A 17,547-nucleotide genomic window follows, 5' to 3' on the forward strand; every position below is an offset into this window, starting at 1 on the left:
GGGTTCACACCATTAATGGCGTGGCGGCCCGATCCTGGCCTGGAAGATGACAACATAGGATTATGAAGCCCAAGATTCTGGTCGTCGACGACGATATGGCACTCGCTGAGATGCTGACCATCGTCTTGCGCGGGGAAGGGTTCGACCCGCACGTGGTCGGCGACGGCACGCAGGCCCTGTCGGCGGTGCGGGAGATCCGCCCCGACCTGGTTTTGCTGGACCTGATGCTGCCCGGCATGAACGGCATCGACGTATGCCGCGTGCTGCGGGCCGATTCCGGCGTTCCGATCGTGATGCTCACCGCCAAGACCGACACCGTCGATGTGGTCCTCGGTCTCGAGTCCGGTGCCGACGATTACATCGTCAAGCCGTTCAAGCCCAAGGAACTCGTCGCCCGCGTGCGTGCGCGCCTGCGTCGCACCGAGGACGAACCGGCCGAGCTGCTCTCGATCGCCGACATCGTCATCGACGTGCCCGCGCACAAGGTGACCCGCGGTGGCACACAGATCTCGCTCACCCCACTGGAGTTCGACCTGCTGGTGGCGCTCGCGCGCAAACCGCGTCAGGTGTTCACCCGCGAGGTGCTGCTCGAACAGGTGTGGGGTTACCGGCACGCCGCCGACACCCGCCTGGTGAACGTGCACGTGCAGCGGCTGCGCGCCAAGGTCGAGAAGGATCCGGAAAACCCCGAGATCGTGCTCACTGTGCGCGGCGTCGGATACAAGGCCGGACCGCCGTGATCGGTCGCTGTGAGGCGCCGCGGTGACCGACGGGCTCATCGCGCGGCTGCGGCGGTGGGCGACCCCGGTGCTCGACTGGTTCCAGACCATCGGCACCGCGCTGGGTCACCTGTGGCGTCGCTCGCTGCAATTGCGGGTCATCGTTTCCACGCTGACTCTCTCCCTCATCGTGATCACGATCCTCGGGGTCGTGCTGACCGGTCAGATCACCGACCGGCTCCTCGAAGCCAAGATCAACGCGGCGGTCGAGGAGATGGATCGTGCCCGCAGCACGATCGAGAACGAGCTGAACGGTGTCGAGGGCGCCAACAGCCGCCAGCAGCAACTGGCCGACGCGCGCAGTGCGCTGTCCAGCCGGGGCGGCACGGGGCAATCGACGGGCGCCGCCGGTAGTTTCGACTCCGCGCTGGCCATGGTCGGTGGTACCCCGCCGCAGGAGATCACCACCGATCTCATCTCCGAGGTGCCACAGGAACTTCGCCGGTTCGTGCAGCGCAGTCAGGTGTCCTACCAGTTCACCACCGTCGCCGACCCGGACGGCTACCGTGGCCGCGCGCTGATCATCGGCAGCCCGAGCGCCGAGATCGCGACCCTCGAGATCTACCTGATCTTCCCCCTGGCCAGCGAGGAGTCGAGCCTGTCGCTGATGCGCGGCACGATGCTCATCGGTGGCGTGGTCCTGCTCGTGTTGCTCGCCGCGATCACCGCGCTGGTCACCCGGCAGGTGGTGCTGCCGATCCGTTCGGCCGCGCGCATCGCCGGCCGCTTCGCCGACGGCAGGCTGAAGGAACGCATGCTGGTGCGCGGCGAGGACGACATGGCGCGGCTGGCGCAGGCGTTCAACGAGATGGCCGAGAGCCTGTCGAACCAGATCACCCAGCTCGAGGAATTCGGCAATCTGCAGCGCCGGTTCACCTCCGATGTCAGCCATGAGCTGCGCACCCCGCTCACCACGGTGCGCATGGCCGCCGACCTCATCCACGGTTCCAGCGACGATCTCGATCCCGCGCTCGCCCGCAGCTCCGAACTGCTCGTCAACGAACTCGACCGGTTCGAAGGCCTGCTCAACGACCTCCTCGAGATCTCCCGGCACGACGCCGGTGTGGCCGAACTGCAGGTGGAGTCCCTCGACGTGCGGATGTGCGCGCGGGCCGCGATCACGACCGTGCGGCATCTGGCCAAGGACGCCGGGGTCGAGCTGGTCGTCGACCTGCCGGAGGAACCGGTGGTCGCCGAGGTCGATCCGCGCCGCGTGGAGCGGGTGCTGCGCAATCTGCTCGCCAACGCGATCGACCACTCCGAGGGCAAACCGGTCCTGATCCGGATGCGCGGCGACGCCGAGGCCAATGCCGTGGCGACGGTCGTGCGCGATCAGGGTGTCGGTCTGCGACCGGGCGAGGAGAAGCTGGTGTTCAACCGGTTCTGGCGCTCGGACCCCTCGCGGGTGCGCCGCTCCGGCGGCACCGGTCTCGGCCTGTCGATCAGTGTCGAGGACGCCAACCTGCACGAGGGTCGACTGGAGGCCTGGGGCGATCCGGGTGTCGGCGCCAGCTTCCGGTTGCTGCTGCCGATGGTGCGCGGCCGCAAACTCGGTCCGAGCCCGCTGGCGCTGGAACCGATGCTGCGCAAGGTGCCCGCGTTACCCGAGGCCGAGCCGGAACCCGAGGTCCTCGACATCCAGCGCGACAACGCCGCCGACGACAACGAGGAAGCCGCAGCGACCGAGACCGGAGACCGAGAGTCATGAGCAACGCGGGTGGTGTTCGCAAGGGTGTGGGGCTGTTCGCCCTCGTCTGCCTGCTCGTCCTCACCGGGTGTGCGAGCCTGCCCGAATCGTCGGCGCCGCAGGCCCTCGGCACCATCGAGCGCGAACCCACGTCGGCGGGTCCGCCGCCGCCGGAGCCCGGCCGCGATCCCGACCTGCTGGTGGGCGATTTCCTCGGTGCCAGTGCCGACCCGGCCAACCGGCACGCCGCCGCCCGCCAGTACATGCGCGACGACACGGCGGGGGAGTGGAACGACGAGGCGAGCATCACCATCGTCGATCGGCCCGACACGCTCCGCGAATCGCGCACCGGCGACCGGGCGACGTATGTGGTGCGCGCCCGCAAGGTCGGTGAGCTGAGCCGCGACGGCGTCTACCGCGCCACCGACGGCATGCTCGAGAACAAGATCGAGATGAGCAAGGTCGACGGGGAATGGCGCATCACCGACCTGCCCGACGGCGTCGTGATGGCTTCGGCGTCGTTCGCGAGCACCTACCAGCGCTACGTCTTGTATTACTTCGACAGCACCTCCCAGCTGCTCGTGCCGGATCCGCGCTGGCTCTCGGTGCCACGAGGTCAACTCACCGAGCGGCTCGTCGGCCTGCTCAGCGGCGGCCCACAGTCGGCCATCGCCGGGGTGGTCCGCAATCTGCTCGCCCCGCCGACCGCGGTGCGCAGCCCGATCATCAAGGCGGAGAACGACCCCGGCGAGGTGGGTGTCGGAATCGGTGGGGTGCGTATCGACTTCGGCGGGATCGGGACGCTCGATCAACGTGGTCGTGAACTGCTGGCCGCCCAGGTGGTGACGACGCTGTCGCGTGCCGACATCCTCGGCCCGTATGTGTTGCTCGCCGACGGCAAACCGCTCGACGAACGCTTCGCGAGCGGCTGGTCGGTCGCGGATGTCGACCAGTTCAGTGCGGCGGCGCCCGGCGGGAACAAGATCGGGCTGCACGCACTGCGCAACGGCACCCTCGTCCAGGTGACACCGGACGGGATCGTCGCGCCCAGTGGGGCCTTCGGGGAGGCGACGAACCTGCAGTCGGTCGGCATCTCGTCGGACGGCCAGTTCGTCGCCGCCGTCGCCGACACCGGAAGGCCCGCACCGGAACCGGGCCGCACCCTGCTGATCGGCAACTACGGCGCGGGCGCGTTCGGTGTGGTCGAGGCGGCGAGTATCGCACGGCCGTCCTGGACCATGGACGGTGGCGCCGCGTGGACCGTGCTCGACGAGCAACGGGTGGTGCGTGCGGTCACCGATCGCGCCACCGGCAATGTGTCGCTGCAGGACGTGGACACCGCGGGGCTGTTCGAAGGCGCGGGTGCGCCGCGACTGCCGATCACCGAGGTGGTCGTCTCGCGGACCGGTGTGCGGGCCGCGCTGATCGCCGACGGCAAGGTGTACGTGGCGGTGATCGAACGCAGGCCGGACGGCAAGTACGCGCTCACCTCCGCGCTGCCGGTCGCGATCGGGCTGAGCACGCCCGCGGTGTCGCTGAGCTGGATCACCGGCGACACCCTCATGGTCGCCCGGGAAGGCAATGTCGACCCGGTGTTCACCGTGTCCATCGACGGTTCCCAGTTCACGCCGGTGACCTCGCAGAACCTGACTCCGCCGGTCCGGGTGGTCACGGCGACGCAGTCGACCCAGTACGTCGCCGATTCCCGCGCGGTGCTGCAACTGCAGACCGCCGACCCCACGCGGACCGACCGCTTCTGGCGCGAGGTGCCCGGGCTCACCGGCGAAGGCGTGGTCCCTGTCCTGCCGACCTGAATCTGTCGGTACCCGCTGCCATGCTCACCGGCTATGAAGGCTCTGCTCGATCTCGTGCTGCCGGTCCGCTGCGGCGGCTGTGCGCTGGCGGGCACGCCCTGGTGCGGCGCGTGCGCGGCCGAGTTGACGACGGGTCCGGTGCGGGTACGTCCACGAACCGACCCCGGTGTTCCGTGCTGGGCGCTTCGCCCCTACCGCGGTCCGGCCAAGCGCGCGGTGCTGGCGGCCAAGGAGCACGGCCGGCGAGACCTGGCCGACCCGCTCGGCGCCGCACTCGCCGCGGCCTTGGCCCGGTTACGGTCCGCTGACCGCCCGCTGGTGCTGATTCCGGCGCCCACCCGAACATCGGCAGCCCGCAGCCGCGGCGGCGATCCCGTAGCCCGTTCTACGGCCCGCGCGGCCGGTTGGCTGATCGATTGCCGGGCCGTCGGACTGCTTCGTCTGCGGCCCGGTGTCCGTGACTCCGTCGGGCTCGGCTCGCGCGAGCGCGCACACAATCTCGCGCACAAGATCATCGCCGTGACCCCGGCCACCGCGCGGGCGCGAATTCCGGCGAATGCCGAGGTAGTGCTGGTCGACGACGTGTTGACCACCGGCGCCACCGCCACCGAGTCGATACGTGTTCTTAGCCGGATCGGCATACATCCGTGCGCTGTTTTGGTGACCTGTGCGGCTTGACTCAGCGAAATTTGCGTGAACAGTGGCGGACTCGTCCGTGGCGGACTAGCGTCGCGAACACACACCGAACCACAGCTTCTGGGAGGTGGCGCCGCGAACTCTGGTGTCGAGCGATTCCCGATCGGCACAGCTCAATCCCGCCGCACTCGCTCTGGTGTGCGGCCATATCCGGGAGGTACTCGCGTGACGACTTCTGCACGGGCATCAGTGCACGATGCTGACCCTTCGGCACTGGAGGACAGTGCCGCCGACTCGACTCGGACACCCCACGCGGAAGTGGTGGTCTCCGGTCGCAATGTCGAAGTACCCGACCACTATCGAATCTATGTCTCGGAGAAGCTCTCCCGGCTGGAGCGCTTCGATCCGTCGATCTTCCTCTTCGATGTGGAGCTGTTCCACGAGCGCAACCGTCGTCAACGCAAGGCCTGCCAGCGCGTCGAGATCACCGCACGCGGGCGTGGCCCGATCGTGCGTGCCGAGGCGTGCGCCGACAGCTTCTATGCCGCGTTCGAGTCGGCATCACAGAAGATCGAGAGCAGGCTGCGCAGGTCCAAGGACAAGCGCCGGGTGGTGCACTACGGAGACAAGACGCCCGTCTCGGTAGCCCAGGCCACCGCGTCCCTGGTCGACGACTCGCTGTTCGCCCAGGCCAACGGGCACGTGGCGCACGAACACGACGAGGAACCCCAGGACGAGGGTCCCGGCCACATCGTGCGCACGAAGGACCATCCGGCTACGCCGATGACGGTCGACGACGCCCTGTACCAGATGGAACTGGTGGGGCACGACTTCTTCCTCTTCCACGACAAGGAAACGGACCGGCCGTCGGTGGTCTATCGCAGACACGCCTTCGACTACGGTCTGATCCGGTTGGTCTGACCCATCCTGAACTCCGGGCACCCGCGGGCGCGGGTGCCCGGATCGCGTTCAGCCACCGAACTTTTCGTAGTGCACGGCGTCGGTGAGCGCCCGCCGGGCCCGCCAGCCGAAGCGTTCGAGATCCGGCACTTCCTGGAACTCGTGTACCGGTCCGACGCACAGCCAGGCGATGGGCGTGATGCCCGGCGGCAGGCCGACCAGATCACTTAGGAACCCGGGTTCGTAGAACGACACCCAGCCCACACCGACCTGTTCGGCGGTCGCCGCCAGCCACAGGTTCTGGATGGCCAGCACGGTCGAGTACACACCCGTCTCCGGGACGCTGGCCCGGCCGAGTACCTGCGGTCCGCCACGCCGGTCGTCGTGGGTGACCACGATCCCGGTACCGCTCTCGACGATCCCCTCGATCTTGATCGGGTCGAACGTCGCGGCCCGGTCGGCGGGCAGGGCGTCACGGAACTCGACGCGCTTACCCGCCACGTGATCGGCGAAGCGGCGCAAGGTCGCCGCTTCGCGGACCACGACGAAGTCCCAGGGCTGGGAATTGCCGACGCTCGGCGCCCGGTGGGCGGCGGACAGGATCCGCCACAACGTGTCGTCGTCGACGAGTTCGCCGGTGAATTCGGCGCGCACATCGCGACGCAGACGGATCGCGTCGTAGACGCTCAGTTGCTCAGCACACACCCGTGCAGTGTGGCATTGCGGGGTCAGGCCGACCTACGTGCCATCCGTCGTCCGGCGGCCAGCGCGGTGCGCAATCCGCGCCTGCGACCGGTCACCGGGTCGATCGTCGGCACGGCCTTGCCCTCGAACAGGCGCTCCGACTTGGTTTCCGGTGCGTCGTCGGTGGTGTGGCGCAGGTACTTGTTGGGCAGCGACAGCTTGAGGATCGTGCGCCACGACTTGAAGTACTGCACCGGCAGCGAGCCGGTGGTGTAGGGCAGGTCGTACTTGTCGGCCAGCTCACGCACCCGCACCGCGATTGCGGCGTAGCGGTTGCTCGGCAGGTCGGGGAACAGGTGGTGTTCGATCTGGTGGCTGAGGTTGCCGGTCATGAAGTGCATGACCGGGCCGCCGCTGATGTTGGCGCTGCCGAGCATCTGGCGCAGATACCACTCGCCCTTGGTCTCGTTCTCGATGTCGGCCTTGGTGAACTTCTCGGCGCCGTCGGGGAAATGTCCGCAGAAGATCACCGCGTTGGTCCACACATTGCGCACCACATTGGCGGCGAAGTTGGCGGTGAGGGTAGTGAAGAACGACGGGCCGGTGAGCAACGGGAAGATCACGTAGTCCTTGGCGGCCTGCTTGCCGATCTTCTTGAGCACCAGCTTGCGGTCGGCGTCGAACTGCTTCCACTCCGGGGAGTCCTTGTCCCACTTCTTCTTCGCCACCTTGCCCAGCTCGAGGTGCTGGATCGCGACGCCGTACTCGAACAGCGCCTGCAGCAGGAAGTTGTAGATCGGGTTGCCCAGGTAGAACGGCATCCAGCGCTGGTCGCGGGTGACGCGCAGCAGGCCGTAGCCGATGTCGTCGTCCATGCCGAGGACGTTGGTGTACTTGTGGTGCAGGAAGTTGTGGGTGATCTTCCAGTGCGCCGACGGGCCCGCGTTGTCCCACTCCCAGGACGTGGAGTGGATCTCCGGATCGTTCATCCAGTCCCACTGCCCGTGCATGACGTTGTGCCCGATCTCCATGTTCTCGATGATCTTGGCAGTGCCGAGCAGGGCGACGCCGGCCAGCCAGGCCGGGGGCAGGAAGCTGGCGAACAGGACAGTGCGGCCGCTGATCTCCAGGGCTCGCTGTAACCGGATGACGTTGCGGATATACCGGGCGTCGGCTTCGCCTCGCGAAGATTCGATTTCGCGGCGGATCGCGTCGAACTCCGCACCGAGAGCTTCGACATCCGCGGCGGTGAGGTGCGCGTATTCCTTGACATCCGAGATCGCCATGGCGGTTACAGTACCGTAGGTTACGAGAGCGTAGGTTGGTGATTTCCGCGATGGATTGTGGGATGTGTCCTATTGCGCGATCGAGACACAGATGTTATCTGAGACCGCGCGCCCTCTTCCGGAGGGCCGCCTCTTCCTGCCGCGCGCGCTTCTTCAGTGCCACCTTGGCCTCGCGCAGCACTTCCTTCTCGTGCCGTGCTTTCGCCTCGAGGCTCACCTTCGCGTCGTGCAGCGCCGAACGCAGGCCGAGGCGCTTGCCGGTCTCCGGGTCGACGCGCAGCGCCTCCGGCAACGAGATGCCGTGGAACTTGCGTTCCGAGGACGTCTCGGGGGCGTCGTCGGCGGTGCGCTTGAGGAACCGGTCGGGCAGCGCGAGCTTGTGGATGGTGCGGAAGGCCAGCAGGTACTGCTTGCCAAGCGAACCGGTGGTGTAGGGCAGGTCGTACTTGTCGCAGAGCTGACGCACCTGCGCGGCGACCTCCGGGTACCGGTTGCTCGGCAGGTCGGGAAACAGGTGATGCTCGATCTGGTAGCAGAGGTTGCCGCTCATGAACGCCATGACCGGGCCCGCCTTGAAGTTGGCGCTACCGAGCATCTGCCGCAGGTACCACTCGCCCTGGGTTTCCCCGTCGAGCTGTTCGATGGTGAATTTCTCGGCGCCGTCGGGGAAGTGCCCGCAGAAGATCACGGCGTAGGCCCACAGATTGCGCACCAGGTTGGCGGTGGCGTTGGCCTTGAGCGTCGACTTCCAGGCCGGACCGGTGAGCGCCGGGAACAGCACGAAGTCCTTCACGACCTGGCGGCCCGCCTTGCGGGCGAAGTCCTTGTTCGGCTCCGACATCAGCTGCTTGGTCGGTACGCCCGCGAGTTCCTTCTCGATCCCGAGGTCGTGCAGGGCGATGCCCCACTCGAAGGTGGCGGCCAGCAGCAGGTTCGCGGCGGGCTGCACGAGGTGCTTGGGCTCCCACGCCTCGTCGCGGGTCATCCGCAGGATGCCGAAACCCAGGTCCTCGTCCTTGCCGAGCACGTTGGTGTAGGTGTGATGGGAGTAGTTGTGCGCGCGCCGCCACTGCGCCGACGGACCCGTCTGATCCCACTCCCAGGTGGTGGAGTGGATTTCGGGATCGTTCATCCAGTCCCACTGCCCGTGGCTGACGTTGTGCCCGAGCTCCATGTTCTCGATGATCTTGGCGACCGACAGCAACGCCGTGCCACCGAGCCACGCCCAGCGGTTGCGGCTGCCGAACAGCACCGCGCGACCCGCGACCTCGAGGGCGCGCTGGGCGGCGATGGTGCGGCGGATGTATTTGGCATCGCGCTCACCGCGCGAGGTTTCGACAGATCGTCGGATCGAGTCGAGTTCTTTGCCCAGGGTCTCGATGTCGGCCGCCGTCAGATGGGCGAAGGCCTGGATATCGGTGATGGCCACCGGGGTCCTCTCTTGTTCGGTTGACGGCCTGCACGCTCGGTCCACACACGAGGGGCCCGGCGGTGACGCTTCGGCGTCACTGCCGAGACCAGCCGCTGCCGGTCAGTCATATGACCGGCGCATGATTCGAGGATACCCGTAACCGAAGCGTGACGGTGGGATCAGATGTCGAGTGTGCAGTCACCCGCCGCAGCGGAAATGCAGGTCTGTACCTTGTCGCCCGGCTGGCGTTCGTCGCCGTTGCGTAGGTCGCGGGCGTGTCCGGCCGACAGCGTGACCACGCAGGTCTGGCAGATTCCCATCCGGCAGCCGAACGGCAGCTGCACGCCCACCGACTCGCCGGCCTCGAGCAGGCTCGTCGCGCCGTCGACGGTCAGGGTGCGTCCGGTGGTGCCGAAGGTCACCGTGCCGCCCTCGCCGACCGCGGACCGTTCCACCTCGAAACGCTCGACGTGCAGCTTCTCCGGGATGCCCGCCGCCTTCCAGTGCGCTTCGATGGCGTCGAGCATGGGCGCGGGACCGCACGCCCACGTCTCACGCTCGCGCCAGTCGGGGTAGAGCTCGTCGAGGCTCGACAGCGCGAACAGGCCCTGTTCGTCGGTGAGCTGCAGGTGCGAGACGAAACTCGGGTGCTTGTCGTGCAGGGCGCGCAGTTCGGCGCCGAACATCACGTCGGCGTCGGTCGGCGCCGAGTGCACGTGCACCACGTCGTGCACACCGTCGCGGCGGTCCATGGTGCGCAGCATCGACATCACCGGGGTGATGCCGCTGCCCGCGGTGAGGAAGAGCACCTTCTCGGGTACCGGCTGGGGCAGCACGAACCCGCCCTGCGGTGCGGCGAGCCGGACGACGGTGCCCGCGGCGACCCCGTTGACGAGGTGACTGGACAGCTTGCCTTCGGGCATGGCCTTCACGGCGATGGAGATGAGCCGCTTGCCGCCCTCGCCGGTCCAGTCCGGCGGGCAGGTCAGCGAGTAGGAACGCCAGTTCCAGCGGCCGTCGATGAGGATGCCGATGCCGATGTACTGACCCGGCTGATACTTGAAGTCGAAACCCCAGCCCGGCTTGATGACCAGCGTCGCCGAGTCGGCCGTCTCCTTGCGTACGTCGACGATGCGCCCGCGCAGTTCCCGCGCCGACCACAGCGGATTGGCCAGATGCAGGTAGTCGTCGGGCAGCAGGGGTGTGGTCACCCGGGCGACCGCGCCGCGTAGCACGTTCAGCTTGCCGCCGCGATCGGCGACCTGCGCCGCCGGTGCCTCGAGCCATTCCCGGAACTTGTTCAGGACCATTGCTTCGCCGTTACTCCCTGTCGCGCATCCCAGCCACCCGCGGTGGCTCACTCGCAGCAAGGTTACGGCATCGTAGGTTCCGCGCCAGCCGAAGGACTGGGCCGAGAACCGCGGCGCCAGCCGCAAATGTCACAGCAGATCCAGGAGGAAAGGCAGTTCTTGGGTGGCGTACCAGGCCAGCTGGTGATCTTCGGCGTCGCCGAGGACGAACTCGGCGTCCGGGTCGCCCATGTCGGCCACGTCGATCACGTCGACGGCCTTGGCCACCTGGGGTTCGGCTTCGGCCAGGTCGACGTGCACCGAGGCCACCTGGTCGTAGGTGATCGGCCCGGCCAGTTTCACCACCGCGTCGTCGAGGTCGGGGCGCAGTTTCGCGCCGGTGACGTCGGCGGCGATCACGCAGCGCCGGTAGGTCGGGCTGCCCGGGTCGGCGGCCTCGTTCGGCGCGGTGGTGTCGTCGTCGGCGTCGTCGAGTCCGTCGCGTTCGGCGGCGATCAGCCGCAGCGAGGCGCGCGCGGCCTCCGACATCGCCACCTCGGCGAGTTCGTCGTCGTCGCCCGCGGCGTAGGCCTCGCGCAGTGCGGGCGTCACCGCGAACGCGGTCGCGCCGAGCGGGAAGAATTCGCGCTCGGCGACCAGTTGCCGCAGCATCGGGATCGTCGCCGGGATGTAGACGCGCATCTTGGCGTTCTCAGAGACAGGCACCGAGCAACTCCTCCATCGATTCGTGCACCGACGCCGCGAGGACGTCGAGATCGGCCATGGCGTCGCGGTCGGCGTTGAGTCCGTAGAAAACCTGACCGTCGTACGAGGTGAGCCCGAAGCTCAGGGTCTGATTGCGCAGCAGCGGCGACACCGGATACATCTCCAGCATGCGCGCACCGCCGATGTACATCGCGGTCTGGGGCCCCGGCGCGTTGGTGATCACCAGGTTGAAGGTGTTGTCGGCGAAGGTACTGGCCGCTCGCACACTCATCGCGTGCAGGCTGGCCGGTGCGAAGCCGGCCAGGTGCACGAGGGTGCGCGCCCGCACGCCGCGACGCTGCCTGCCCGCGGCCTCGGTGGCGTGCGAGATGTGCGAGAGCCGCATCGTCGGATTCGGTTCGCCCACCGGCAGATCGATGAGGAACGAGGACACCTCGCTGGCCGGTGTCAGCTGGTTGTCGCCGTCGACGTACACCGACATCGGCACCACCGCACGCAGATTCGTCGATTCGACGAGTGCCTCGTTGCGCGAGAGCAGCCAATTGCGCAGGGCGCCGGTGACGACCGCGAGCACGGTGTCGTTGATCGAGCAGTCGAAATGTCTGCGGATCTTGCGGTAGTCCTCGAGGTCTGTGCGCACCACATCGAAGCGGCGGCTGCGCGAGGTGCGGGCGTTGAGCGGGCTGTCGGGTGCGCCCGAGGTGGCCGCGCGGACGGCATTGGCCGCGGCGTGCACCGCCATCCGGGCGCCGCGTACCACCCCGAACGCGCTCGAGCCCGCGTCGCGCACCGCCGAGTAGGCCTCGCGTGGTTGCGCGGCCAGTTGCGACAGCGCGCCGGCGAGCAGTTCCACATCGGTCGGTTCGCGTGGTGCGCGCCAGGCGTCGTCGGCCAGTTCGCGTGGCAGGGGGCTGTTGTCGAGGATCACGTGCCCGATCTCGAGCGCGGTGTCACCGTCGACGAGCGCCGAATGCGATTTGGTGAACACCGCGCTTCGCCCCTCGGACAGCCCTTCGATGAGGTACATCTCCCACAGCGGCCTGCCCTGGTCCAGCGGCCGGGAGGCGAGCCGGGCGACCAGGTCGTAGAGCTGTTCGTCGGTGCCGGGGGCGGGCAGCGCGGAGCGGCGGATGTGATAGCTGATGTCGAAGCGGCTGTCCTCCACCCACACCGGACGGCCGAGCGCGAGCGGGATCTCGCGCACTTTGCGGCGGTAGCGGGGAACCAGCGGCAGCCGGGATTCGACCAGCTCGATGAGCTGTTCGTAGTCGAGGACCTGGCCGGAGCCGTCGCCGGAGGAGTTCTGGAGGATCGCGAGAGAGCCGATATGAATCGGATTACTGCTCGACTCGAGCCGGTAGAACGCCGCGTCCTGCGGCGTCAATCTCGTGATCACGCGCTCCGATGCTCCTTCCGTTGCACGCTTCGCGCGCCTTCCCGGCGCAGATCGGGCACCGGCTACATCCTACGGCACAGTAGGTGAATCGTGATGCCGGGCAAGGCGCCTCACCGAATGCCGTGACCTGGGCGGATGTGAGCACCCGGTACACCGGGCATCGGTACGTGCGGCCGGGTACGGTGGTCTGCGGACTACCATTGCCACAACACTGTGGCTCACTAGCCCGAACCCGACTCCGACCAGAGGACTGACGAGACCCGTGCCTGCGCTGACACTGACGAGGTTGCTACGGATTGGTGAAGGCCGCATGGTCAAGCGGCTGTCGAACCTCGCCGATGAGGTCATCGCGTACGGCGACGAGATCGAGGCGTTGACCGACGAGGAACTGCGCGCCAAGACCGACGAGTTCCGTGAGCGCTACGCCGCGGGGGAAACCCTCGACGACCTGCTGCTCGAGGCGTTCGCGGTGGCCCGCGAGGCCTCGTGGCGCGTGCTGAACCAGAAGCACTACAAGGTGCAGATCATGGGTGGCGCGTCGCTGCACCTGGGCAACATCTCGGAGATGAAGACCGGTGAGGGCAAGACCCTCACCTGTGTGCTGCCCGCCTACCTGAACGCCATCTCCGGCGACGGCGTGCACGTGGTCACCGTCAACGACTACCTCGCCAAGCGCGACGCCGAGTGGATGGGCCGTGTGCACCGCTTCCTCGGCCTCGAGGTCGGCGTGATCCTCGGCGGCATGACCCCGGCCGAGCGCCGCGTGGCCTACGCCGCCGACATCACCTACGGCACGAACAACGAGTTCGGCTTCGACTACCTGCGTGACAACATGACCCACTCGCTGGACGATCTGGTCCAGCGCGGGCACAACTTCGCCGTGGTCGACGAGGTCGACTCCATCCTCATCGACGAGGCCCGCACCCCGCTCATCATCTCGGGCCCGGCCGACGCCTCCTCCAAGTGGTACGCCGAGTTCGCGCGCATCGCGCCGCTGTTGAAGAAGGACGTCCACTACGAGGTGGACATCAAGAAGCGCACCATCGGTGTGCACGAGGCGGGCGTGGAGTTCGTCGAGGACCAGCTCGGCATCGACAACCTCTACGAGGCCGCGAACTCGCCGCTGGTGAGCTACCTGAACAACGCCATCAAGGCCAAGGAGCTCTACCAGCGCGACAAGGACTACATCGTGCGCGACGGTGAGGTCATCATCGTCGACGAGTTCACCGGGCGCATCCTGGTCGGGCGCCGCTACAACGAGGGCATGCACCAGGCGATCGAGGCCAAGGAGAAGGTCGAGATCCAGCCGGAGAACCAGACGCTGGCCACGATCACCCTGCAGAACTACTTCCGCCTCTACAACAAGCTGTCCGGCATGACCGGTACCGCCGAGACCGAGGCCGCCGAGTTGCACTCGATCTACGGCCTCGGCGTGGTGCCCATCCCGACGAACAAGCCGATGGTCCGCAAGGACCAGGCCGACCTGATCTACAAGTCGGAAGAGGCCAAGTTCAACGCCGTCGTCGACGACGTGGTGGAGCGTCACGAGAAGGGCCAGCCGGTCCTGATCGGTACCACCAGCGTGGAGCGCTCGGAGTACCTGTCCAAGCAGTTCACCAAACGCGGTGTGGCACACAGTGTTCTGAACGCGAAGTTCCACGAGCAGGAAGCCCAGATCATCGCCGAGGCCGGTCGGCCCGGCGCGGTCACCGTGGCGACCAACATGGCCGGTCGTGGTACCGACATCGTGCTCGGCGGCAACGCCGACATCATCGCCGACATCCTGCTGCGCAAGCAGGGCCTCGACCCCGTCACCACCCCCGACGAGTACGAGGCCGCCTGGCATTCCGCGCTCGAGCAGGTGAAGAAGCAGACCGAGGAAGACGCCGAGACGGTGCGCGAGGCCGGCGGCCTGTACGTGCTCGGCACCGAGCGGCACGAGTCGCGCCGTATCGACAACCAGCTGCGTGGTCGTTCCGGTCGTCAGGGCGACCCGGGCGAGTCGCGGTTCTACCTGTCGCTGGGTGACGAGCTGATGCGCCGCTTCAACGGCGCCGCGCTCGAGGCGATCATGAACCGCCTGAACCTGCCCGACGACGTGCCGATCGAGGCGAAGATGGTCTCCAAGGCCATCAAGAGCGCCCAGACCCAGGTCGAGCAGCAGAACTTCGAGATCCGCAAGAACGTTCTGAAGTACGACGAGGTGATGAACCAGCAGCGCACCGTCATCTACGGCGAGCGCAACCGGATCCTGCGTGGCGAGGACATGGAGGGTCAGGTCCAGAACATGATCACCGACGTGATCACCGCCTACGTCGACGGCGCGACCGCCGAGGGGTACGTCGAGGACTGGGACCTGGAGAAGCTGTGGACCGCGTTGAAGACGCTGTACCCGGTGAGCCTGGACTACAAGGAGCTGGCAGGCGAGACCGCCACCGGCGAGGCGGGCGAACTCACCCGCGACGAACTGCGTGAAGCCCTGCTCGACGACGCGCACAACGCCTACGAGAAGCGCGAACAGGAAATCGACGGCCTCGCCGGCGAGGGCGCCATGCGCAACCTGGAACGCCAGGTCCTGCTCTCGGTCCTCGACCGCAAGTGGCGCGAGCACCTCTACGAGATGGACTACCTCAAGGAGGGCATCGGCCTGCGCGCGATGGCCCAGCGCGATCCGCTGGTCGAGTACCAGCGCGAGGGCTTCGACATGTTCGCCGCCATGCTGGAAGGCCTGAAGGAGGAGTCGGTCGGCTTCCTGTTCAACCTGCAGGTCGAGGTCCAGCAGCCCCAGCCCGAAGGCGTCTCCATCGACAAGGGCCTGCGTTCCCCGGTGGGCGCCCCCCGCCCCCAGGATGCCGCCCCGCAGAACCAGGCCCCGCCTGCCCTGCGCGCCAAGGGAATCGACGAGTCCACCCCGCGCGGCCTGAACTACTCGGGCCCCGCCGAGGACGGCCGCGCCGAATCCCACTCCGACGCACAGGAATACGGCGGCCGCCAGTCCACCGGCACCCGCCGCGAACGCCGCGAAGCCGCCCGCACCGAAACCAAGGGCAAGCGTCGTCGCTGACCTCTTGAACAACGAAGGCCCCCACGGTTTCCGCGGGGGCCTTCGTTGTATTCCTACGGACGATCCAACGCGTCGAAGGTGATTGCCAACGTCACCGGATTGTCGAGAACCAACGCGGTGCGGTGAACCCGATGCGGCATGTACCGCATCTCCGACCAATCGAGCCGATACTCCTCGATCCGATCGATGGATTCCCAGCTCTTGTCGAAATGCACGATCAGATAGACCGGAATTCCCGCCCGGGCATACATTTGTCGCTTGATCCCGGTGTCGCTGTCCACCGTCGCGCGCGAGGCGACCTCGACAACCAAGGCGATATGGCTACGCACCGAATTGACGTCGTACGGTTCACAATCGCGCACAAAGATATCGGGGTACCGCACATTGAGGCGGCGATCCGCTGCTCCGTCCTCAGCATCTGCGAAACGTACAGCGACATCGGAGGCAACCCGAAGGCATGGGCCAGCCGGGTTACGCGCATCTTCGAGAGCAGCGGCCAACCTGCGCACCACCCTGCTGTGCGCCTCGCTCTGCGCCATCGCCCGAACAACGAGTCCGTCGATGATCTCGAAATCGCCGAATGTGCTGCTCAGGGCGTCTGGCTCGGACCCGAGGAACTCTTCGGCGGTGATCCGCTGCGGTTCCCCCGGATGCACTGCGGTCATTGGTCAACTCCTCCTTGTCGCAGGCGCGTACGAGACTACCGCTGCCGGCTCGGCAGTTGCATGATGGGCGCAAACGAACCGATGGGCGGCGCCCATATTGCGCAGTGGTGAAGCCGACCGCCAGCTGCCCCGTCCTCGTCGACACCACAGCCCAATCACGCGGTGCAGGCGCGACTCCGCCATTTCGCCGATCCTGAGGTCCGCGAGTTCGCGCAGCAGCACGTGCTCGAACGTATCGGCTCCGAAACCGTTGTTCTCGCTGCGAGGTGAGAAAGGCAATGCACTCTGTCAGGAGGGTGGGGCGGCGGTTGTCACCGTCGACGTCGTGGTCGTGGGCTTGCGGGTCGTGCTCGTCGGGGCCGGTGCGGTTGTCGTGGTGGTCTTCTTCGAGGTGGTGGTCGGCACCGGTCCCACCGTCAGCGACCGGGCGCGCCCCTGCCATTCCTCGGGCAGATTCCCCTTGGTCGACACCGCGACGGTGTAGCTGTCACCTTCGTGTCCTGCGGTGTCGAACAGGGTGACCGTCTTGCCGGTCCGGTTGAACACCGAGACGGCGGCGGCGTCGATGTGCTGGCCGCTCAGGTCGGGGGAGCCGATCTTGAACAGCGACATCTTGCCCGCGCCTTCGTGCCCGGTGAACACGCACACATATGAAGTGGGGCAGCGGTCGAAGCCGGTGCAGCCGCCGGTCTTGTCGCACCAGTCCTCGGTGACGCTGGTGAACGTCTTGGCACTGACTGTCATTGTCTCGCTACCGTTTCCGCTTTCGAGCTCGACGGTGTGTTCTTCGTCGGGCGCCGCACCGAGCCGATCGATCACGTACTCACAGGCCGCACTCAGCGCGATCCCGGTAGCCGCCGTCACCAGCGCCGCCGTCACCGTCACCCCCGCCCGCAGTTTCAGCGTGATGACCTCGACGACCGGAACCACCATCTCGCACACGACATCCTGTGCCGTCTCGGTCGCCTTCTCGTGGTCACACGCCACCACACCGAACCCGACAAGCATCGCCGCGAGTATCACCGTGAACACTGTCCGCACGGCGTCAGAATGCGCCCGGAAACTGCTCTCCCGCAGCCGGTTCCGCCCGCAACGAAACCTGCGTTCGGGCGTGGCTTCGATTGCTCAGCGCAACGAACTTCTCGGCTATCACGGCGGCGCCCGTGTCAGTGTTCATCACGAGCGCATCGCCACAACCCGGTCATGCATG

Annotated in this window: 14 protein-coding genes; 6 read left to right on the forward strand and 8 right to left on the reverse strand. The window is 67.1% G+C overall.

Annotated elements, in window-relative coordinates; translation table 11 throughout:
* The first annotated feature begins 62 nt into the window (after positions 1 to 62).
* The 5 genes from mtrA to hpf all read left to right on the forward strand — a co-directional run bounded on the left by mtrA (position 63) and on the right by hpf (position 5,837).
* A complete protein-coding gene (gene mtrA, locus NI2_RS15545) occupies positions 63 to 740 on the forward strand; it encodes an MtrAB system response regulator MtrA (RefSeq protein ID WP_067491393.1) in 678 nt (225 codons plus the stop codon).
* A 22-nt stretch (positions 741 to 762) separates the two neighbouring features.
* Positions 763 to 2,487, forward strand: a complete 1,725-nt coding sequence (mtrB, locus tag NI2_RS15550; protein WP_208115315.1) for an MtrAB system histidine kinase MtrB — start codon at positions 763 to 765, stop codon at positions 2,485 to 2,487.
* Entirely contained in the window at positions 2,484 to 4,280 is a 1,797-nt protein-coding gene (gene lpqB / locus NI2_RS15555; RefSeq protein ID WP_067491395.1) for an MtrAB system accessory lipoprotein LpqB, read from the forward strand. The genes mtrB and lpqB overlap by 4 nt, the downstream gene beginning before the upstream one ends.
* A gap of 33 nt (positions 4,281 to 4,313) precedes the next feature.
* On the forward strand, positions 4,314 to 4,958 hold the full coding sequence (locus NI2_RS15560) for a ComF family protein (RefSeq protein WP_067491397.1): 645 nt from the start codon (positions 4,314 to 4,316) through the stop codon (positions 4,956 to 4,958).
* A gap of 183 nt (positions 4,959 to 5,141) precedes the next feature.
* A complete protein-coding gene (hpf, locus tag NI2_RS15565) occupies positions 5,142 to 5,837 on the forward strand; it encodes a ribosome hibernation-promoting factor, HPF/YfiA family (RefSeq protein WP_067491399.1) in 696 nt (231 codons plus the stop codon).
* Positions 5,838 to 5,885: 48 nt separating this feature from the next.
* On the opposite strand, the gene bluB is transcribed toward hpf, so the two are convergent.
* The 6 genes from bluB to NI2_RS15595 all read right to left on the reverse strand — a co-directional run bounded on the left by bluB (position 5,886) and on the right by NI2_RS15595 (position 12,608).
* Positions 5,886 to 6,521 (reverse strand): 5,6-dimethylbenzimidazole synthase, encoded by a 636-nt coding sequence (gene bluB / locus NI2_RS15570; RefSeq protein ID WP_067491401.1) that lies wholly within the window; start codon positions 6,519 to 6,521, stop codon positions 5,886 to 5,888.
* A 23-nt stretch (positions 6,522 to 6,544) separates the two neighbouring features.
* On the reverse strand, positions 6,545 to 7,786 hold the full coding sequence (locus NI2_RS15575) for a fatty acid desaturase family protein (protein WP_067491403.1): 1,242 nt from the start codon (positions 7,784 to 7,786) through the stop codon (positions 6,545 to 6,547).
* Positions 7,787 to 7,880: 94 nt separating this feature from the next.
* The gene (locus NI2_RS15580; protein ID WP_067491405.1) at positions 7,881 to 9,215 is read right to left on the reverse strand and encodes a fatty acid desaturase family protein; all 1,335 of its coding nucleotides are present in this window, start codon (positions 9,213 to 9,215) and stop codon (positions 7,881 to 7,883) included.
* 161 nt (positions 9,216 to 9,376) lie between these two features.
* A complete protein-coding gene (locus tag NI2_RS15585) occupies positions 9,377 to 10,507 on the reverse strand; it encodes a ferredoxin reductase (RefSeq protein ID WP_067491407.1) in 1,131 nt (376 codons plus the stop codon).
* A 129-nt stretch (positions 10,508 to 10,636) separates the two neighbouring features.
* A complete protein-coding gene (locus NI2_RS15590) occupies positions 10,637 to 11,188 on the reverse strand; it encodes a DUF6912 family protein (RefSeq protein WP_067491690.1) in 552 nt (183 codons plus the stop codon).
* 10 nt (positions 11,189 to 11,198) lie between these two features.
* Entirely contained in the window at positions 11,199 to 12,608 is a 1,410-nt protein-coding gene (locus NI2_RS15595) for a WS/DGAT/MGAT family O-acyltransferase (protein WP_067491410.1), read from the reverse strand.
* Between the two features lie 262 nt (positions 12,609 to 12,870).
* Between NI2_RS15595 and secA the strand changes: the two genes are divergently transcribed.
* A complete protein-coding gene (gene secA, locus NI2_RS15600) occupies positions 12,871 to 15,672 on the forward strand; it encodes a preprotein translocase subunit SecA (RefSeq protein ID WP_084476447.1) in 2,802 nt (933 codons plus the stop codon).
* 53 nt (positions 15,673 to 15,725) lie between these two features.
* On the opposite strand, the gene NI2_RS15605 is transcribed toward secA, so the two are convergent.
* Both NI2_RS15605 and NI2_RS15610 read right to left on the reverse strand, forming a co-directional pair.
* Positions 15,726 to 16,337: a Uma2 family endonuclease gene (locus tag NI2_RS15605; RefSeq protein ID WP_067491414.1), complete on the reverse strand. Its 612-nt coding sequence runs from the start codon at positions 16,335 to 16,337 to the stop codon at positions 15,726 to 15,728.
* Positions 16,338 to 16,625: 288 nt separating this feature from the next.
* Positions 16,626 to 17,378: a peptidase inhibitor family I36 protein gene (locus tag NI2_RS15610; RefSeq protein ID WP_133733827.1), complete on the reverse strand. Its 753-nt coding sequence runs from the start codon at positions 17,376 to 17,378 to the stop codon at positions 16,626 to 16,628.
* Positions 17,379 to 17,547 lie beyond the last annotated feature (169 nt).

This window comes from Nocardia ignorata NBRC 108230, assembly GCF_001612905.1.
Taxonomy (GTDB): Bacteria; Actinomycetota; Actinomycetes; order Mycobacteriales; family Mycobacteriaceae; genus Nocardia; species Nocardia ignorata.

Bases quoted from the DNA above. Each gene is read 5' to 3' on its own strand.
- lpqB (WP_067491395.1), top strand. From the start codon at position 2,484: ATGAGCAACGCGGGTGGTGTTCGCAAGGGTGTGGGGCTGTTCGCCCTC.
- NI2_RS15605 (WP_067491414.1), bottom strand. From the start codon at position 16,337: ATGACCGCAGTGCATCCGGGGGAACCGCAGCGGATCACCGCCGAAGAG.
- NI2_RS15585 (WP_067491407.1), bottom strand. From the start codon at position 10,507: ATGGTCCTGAACAAGTTCCGGGAATGGCTCGAGGCACCGGCGGCGCAG.
- NI2_RS15590 (WP_067491690.1), bottom strand. From the start codon at position 11,188: ATGCGCGTCTACATCCCGGCGACGATCCCGATGCTGCGGCAACTGGTC.
- mtrA (WP_067491393.1), top strand. From the start codon at position 63: ATGAAGCCCAAGATTCTGGTCGTCGACGACGATATGGCACTCGCTGAG.
- NI2_RS15575 (WP_067491403.1), bottom strand. From the start codon at position 7,786: ATGGCGATCTCGGATGTCAAGGAATACGCGCACCTCACCGCCGCGGAT.
- NI2_RS15560 (WP_067491397.1), top strand. From the start codon at position 4,314: ATGAAGGCTCTGCTCGATCTCGTGCTGCCGGTCCGCTGCGGCGGCTGT.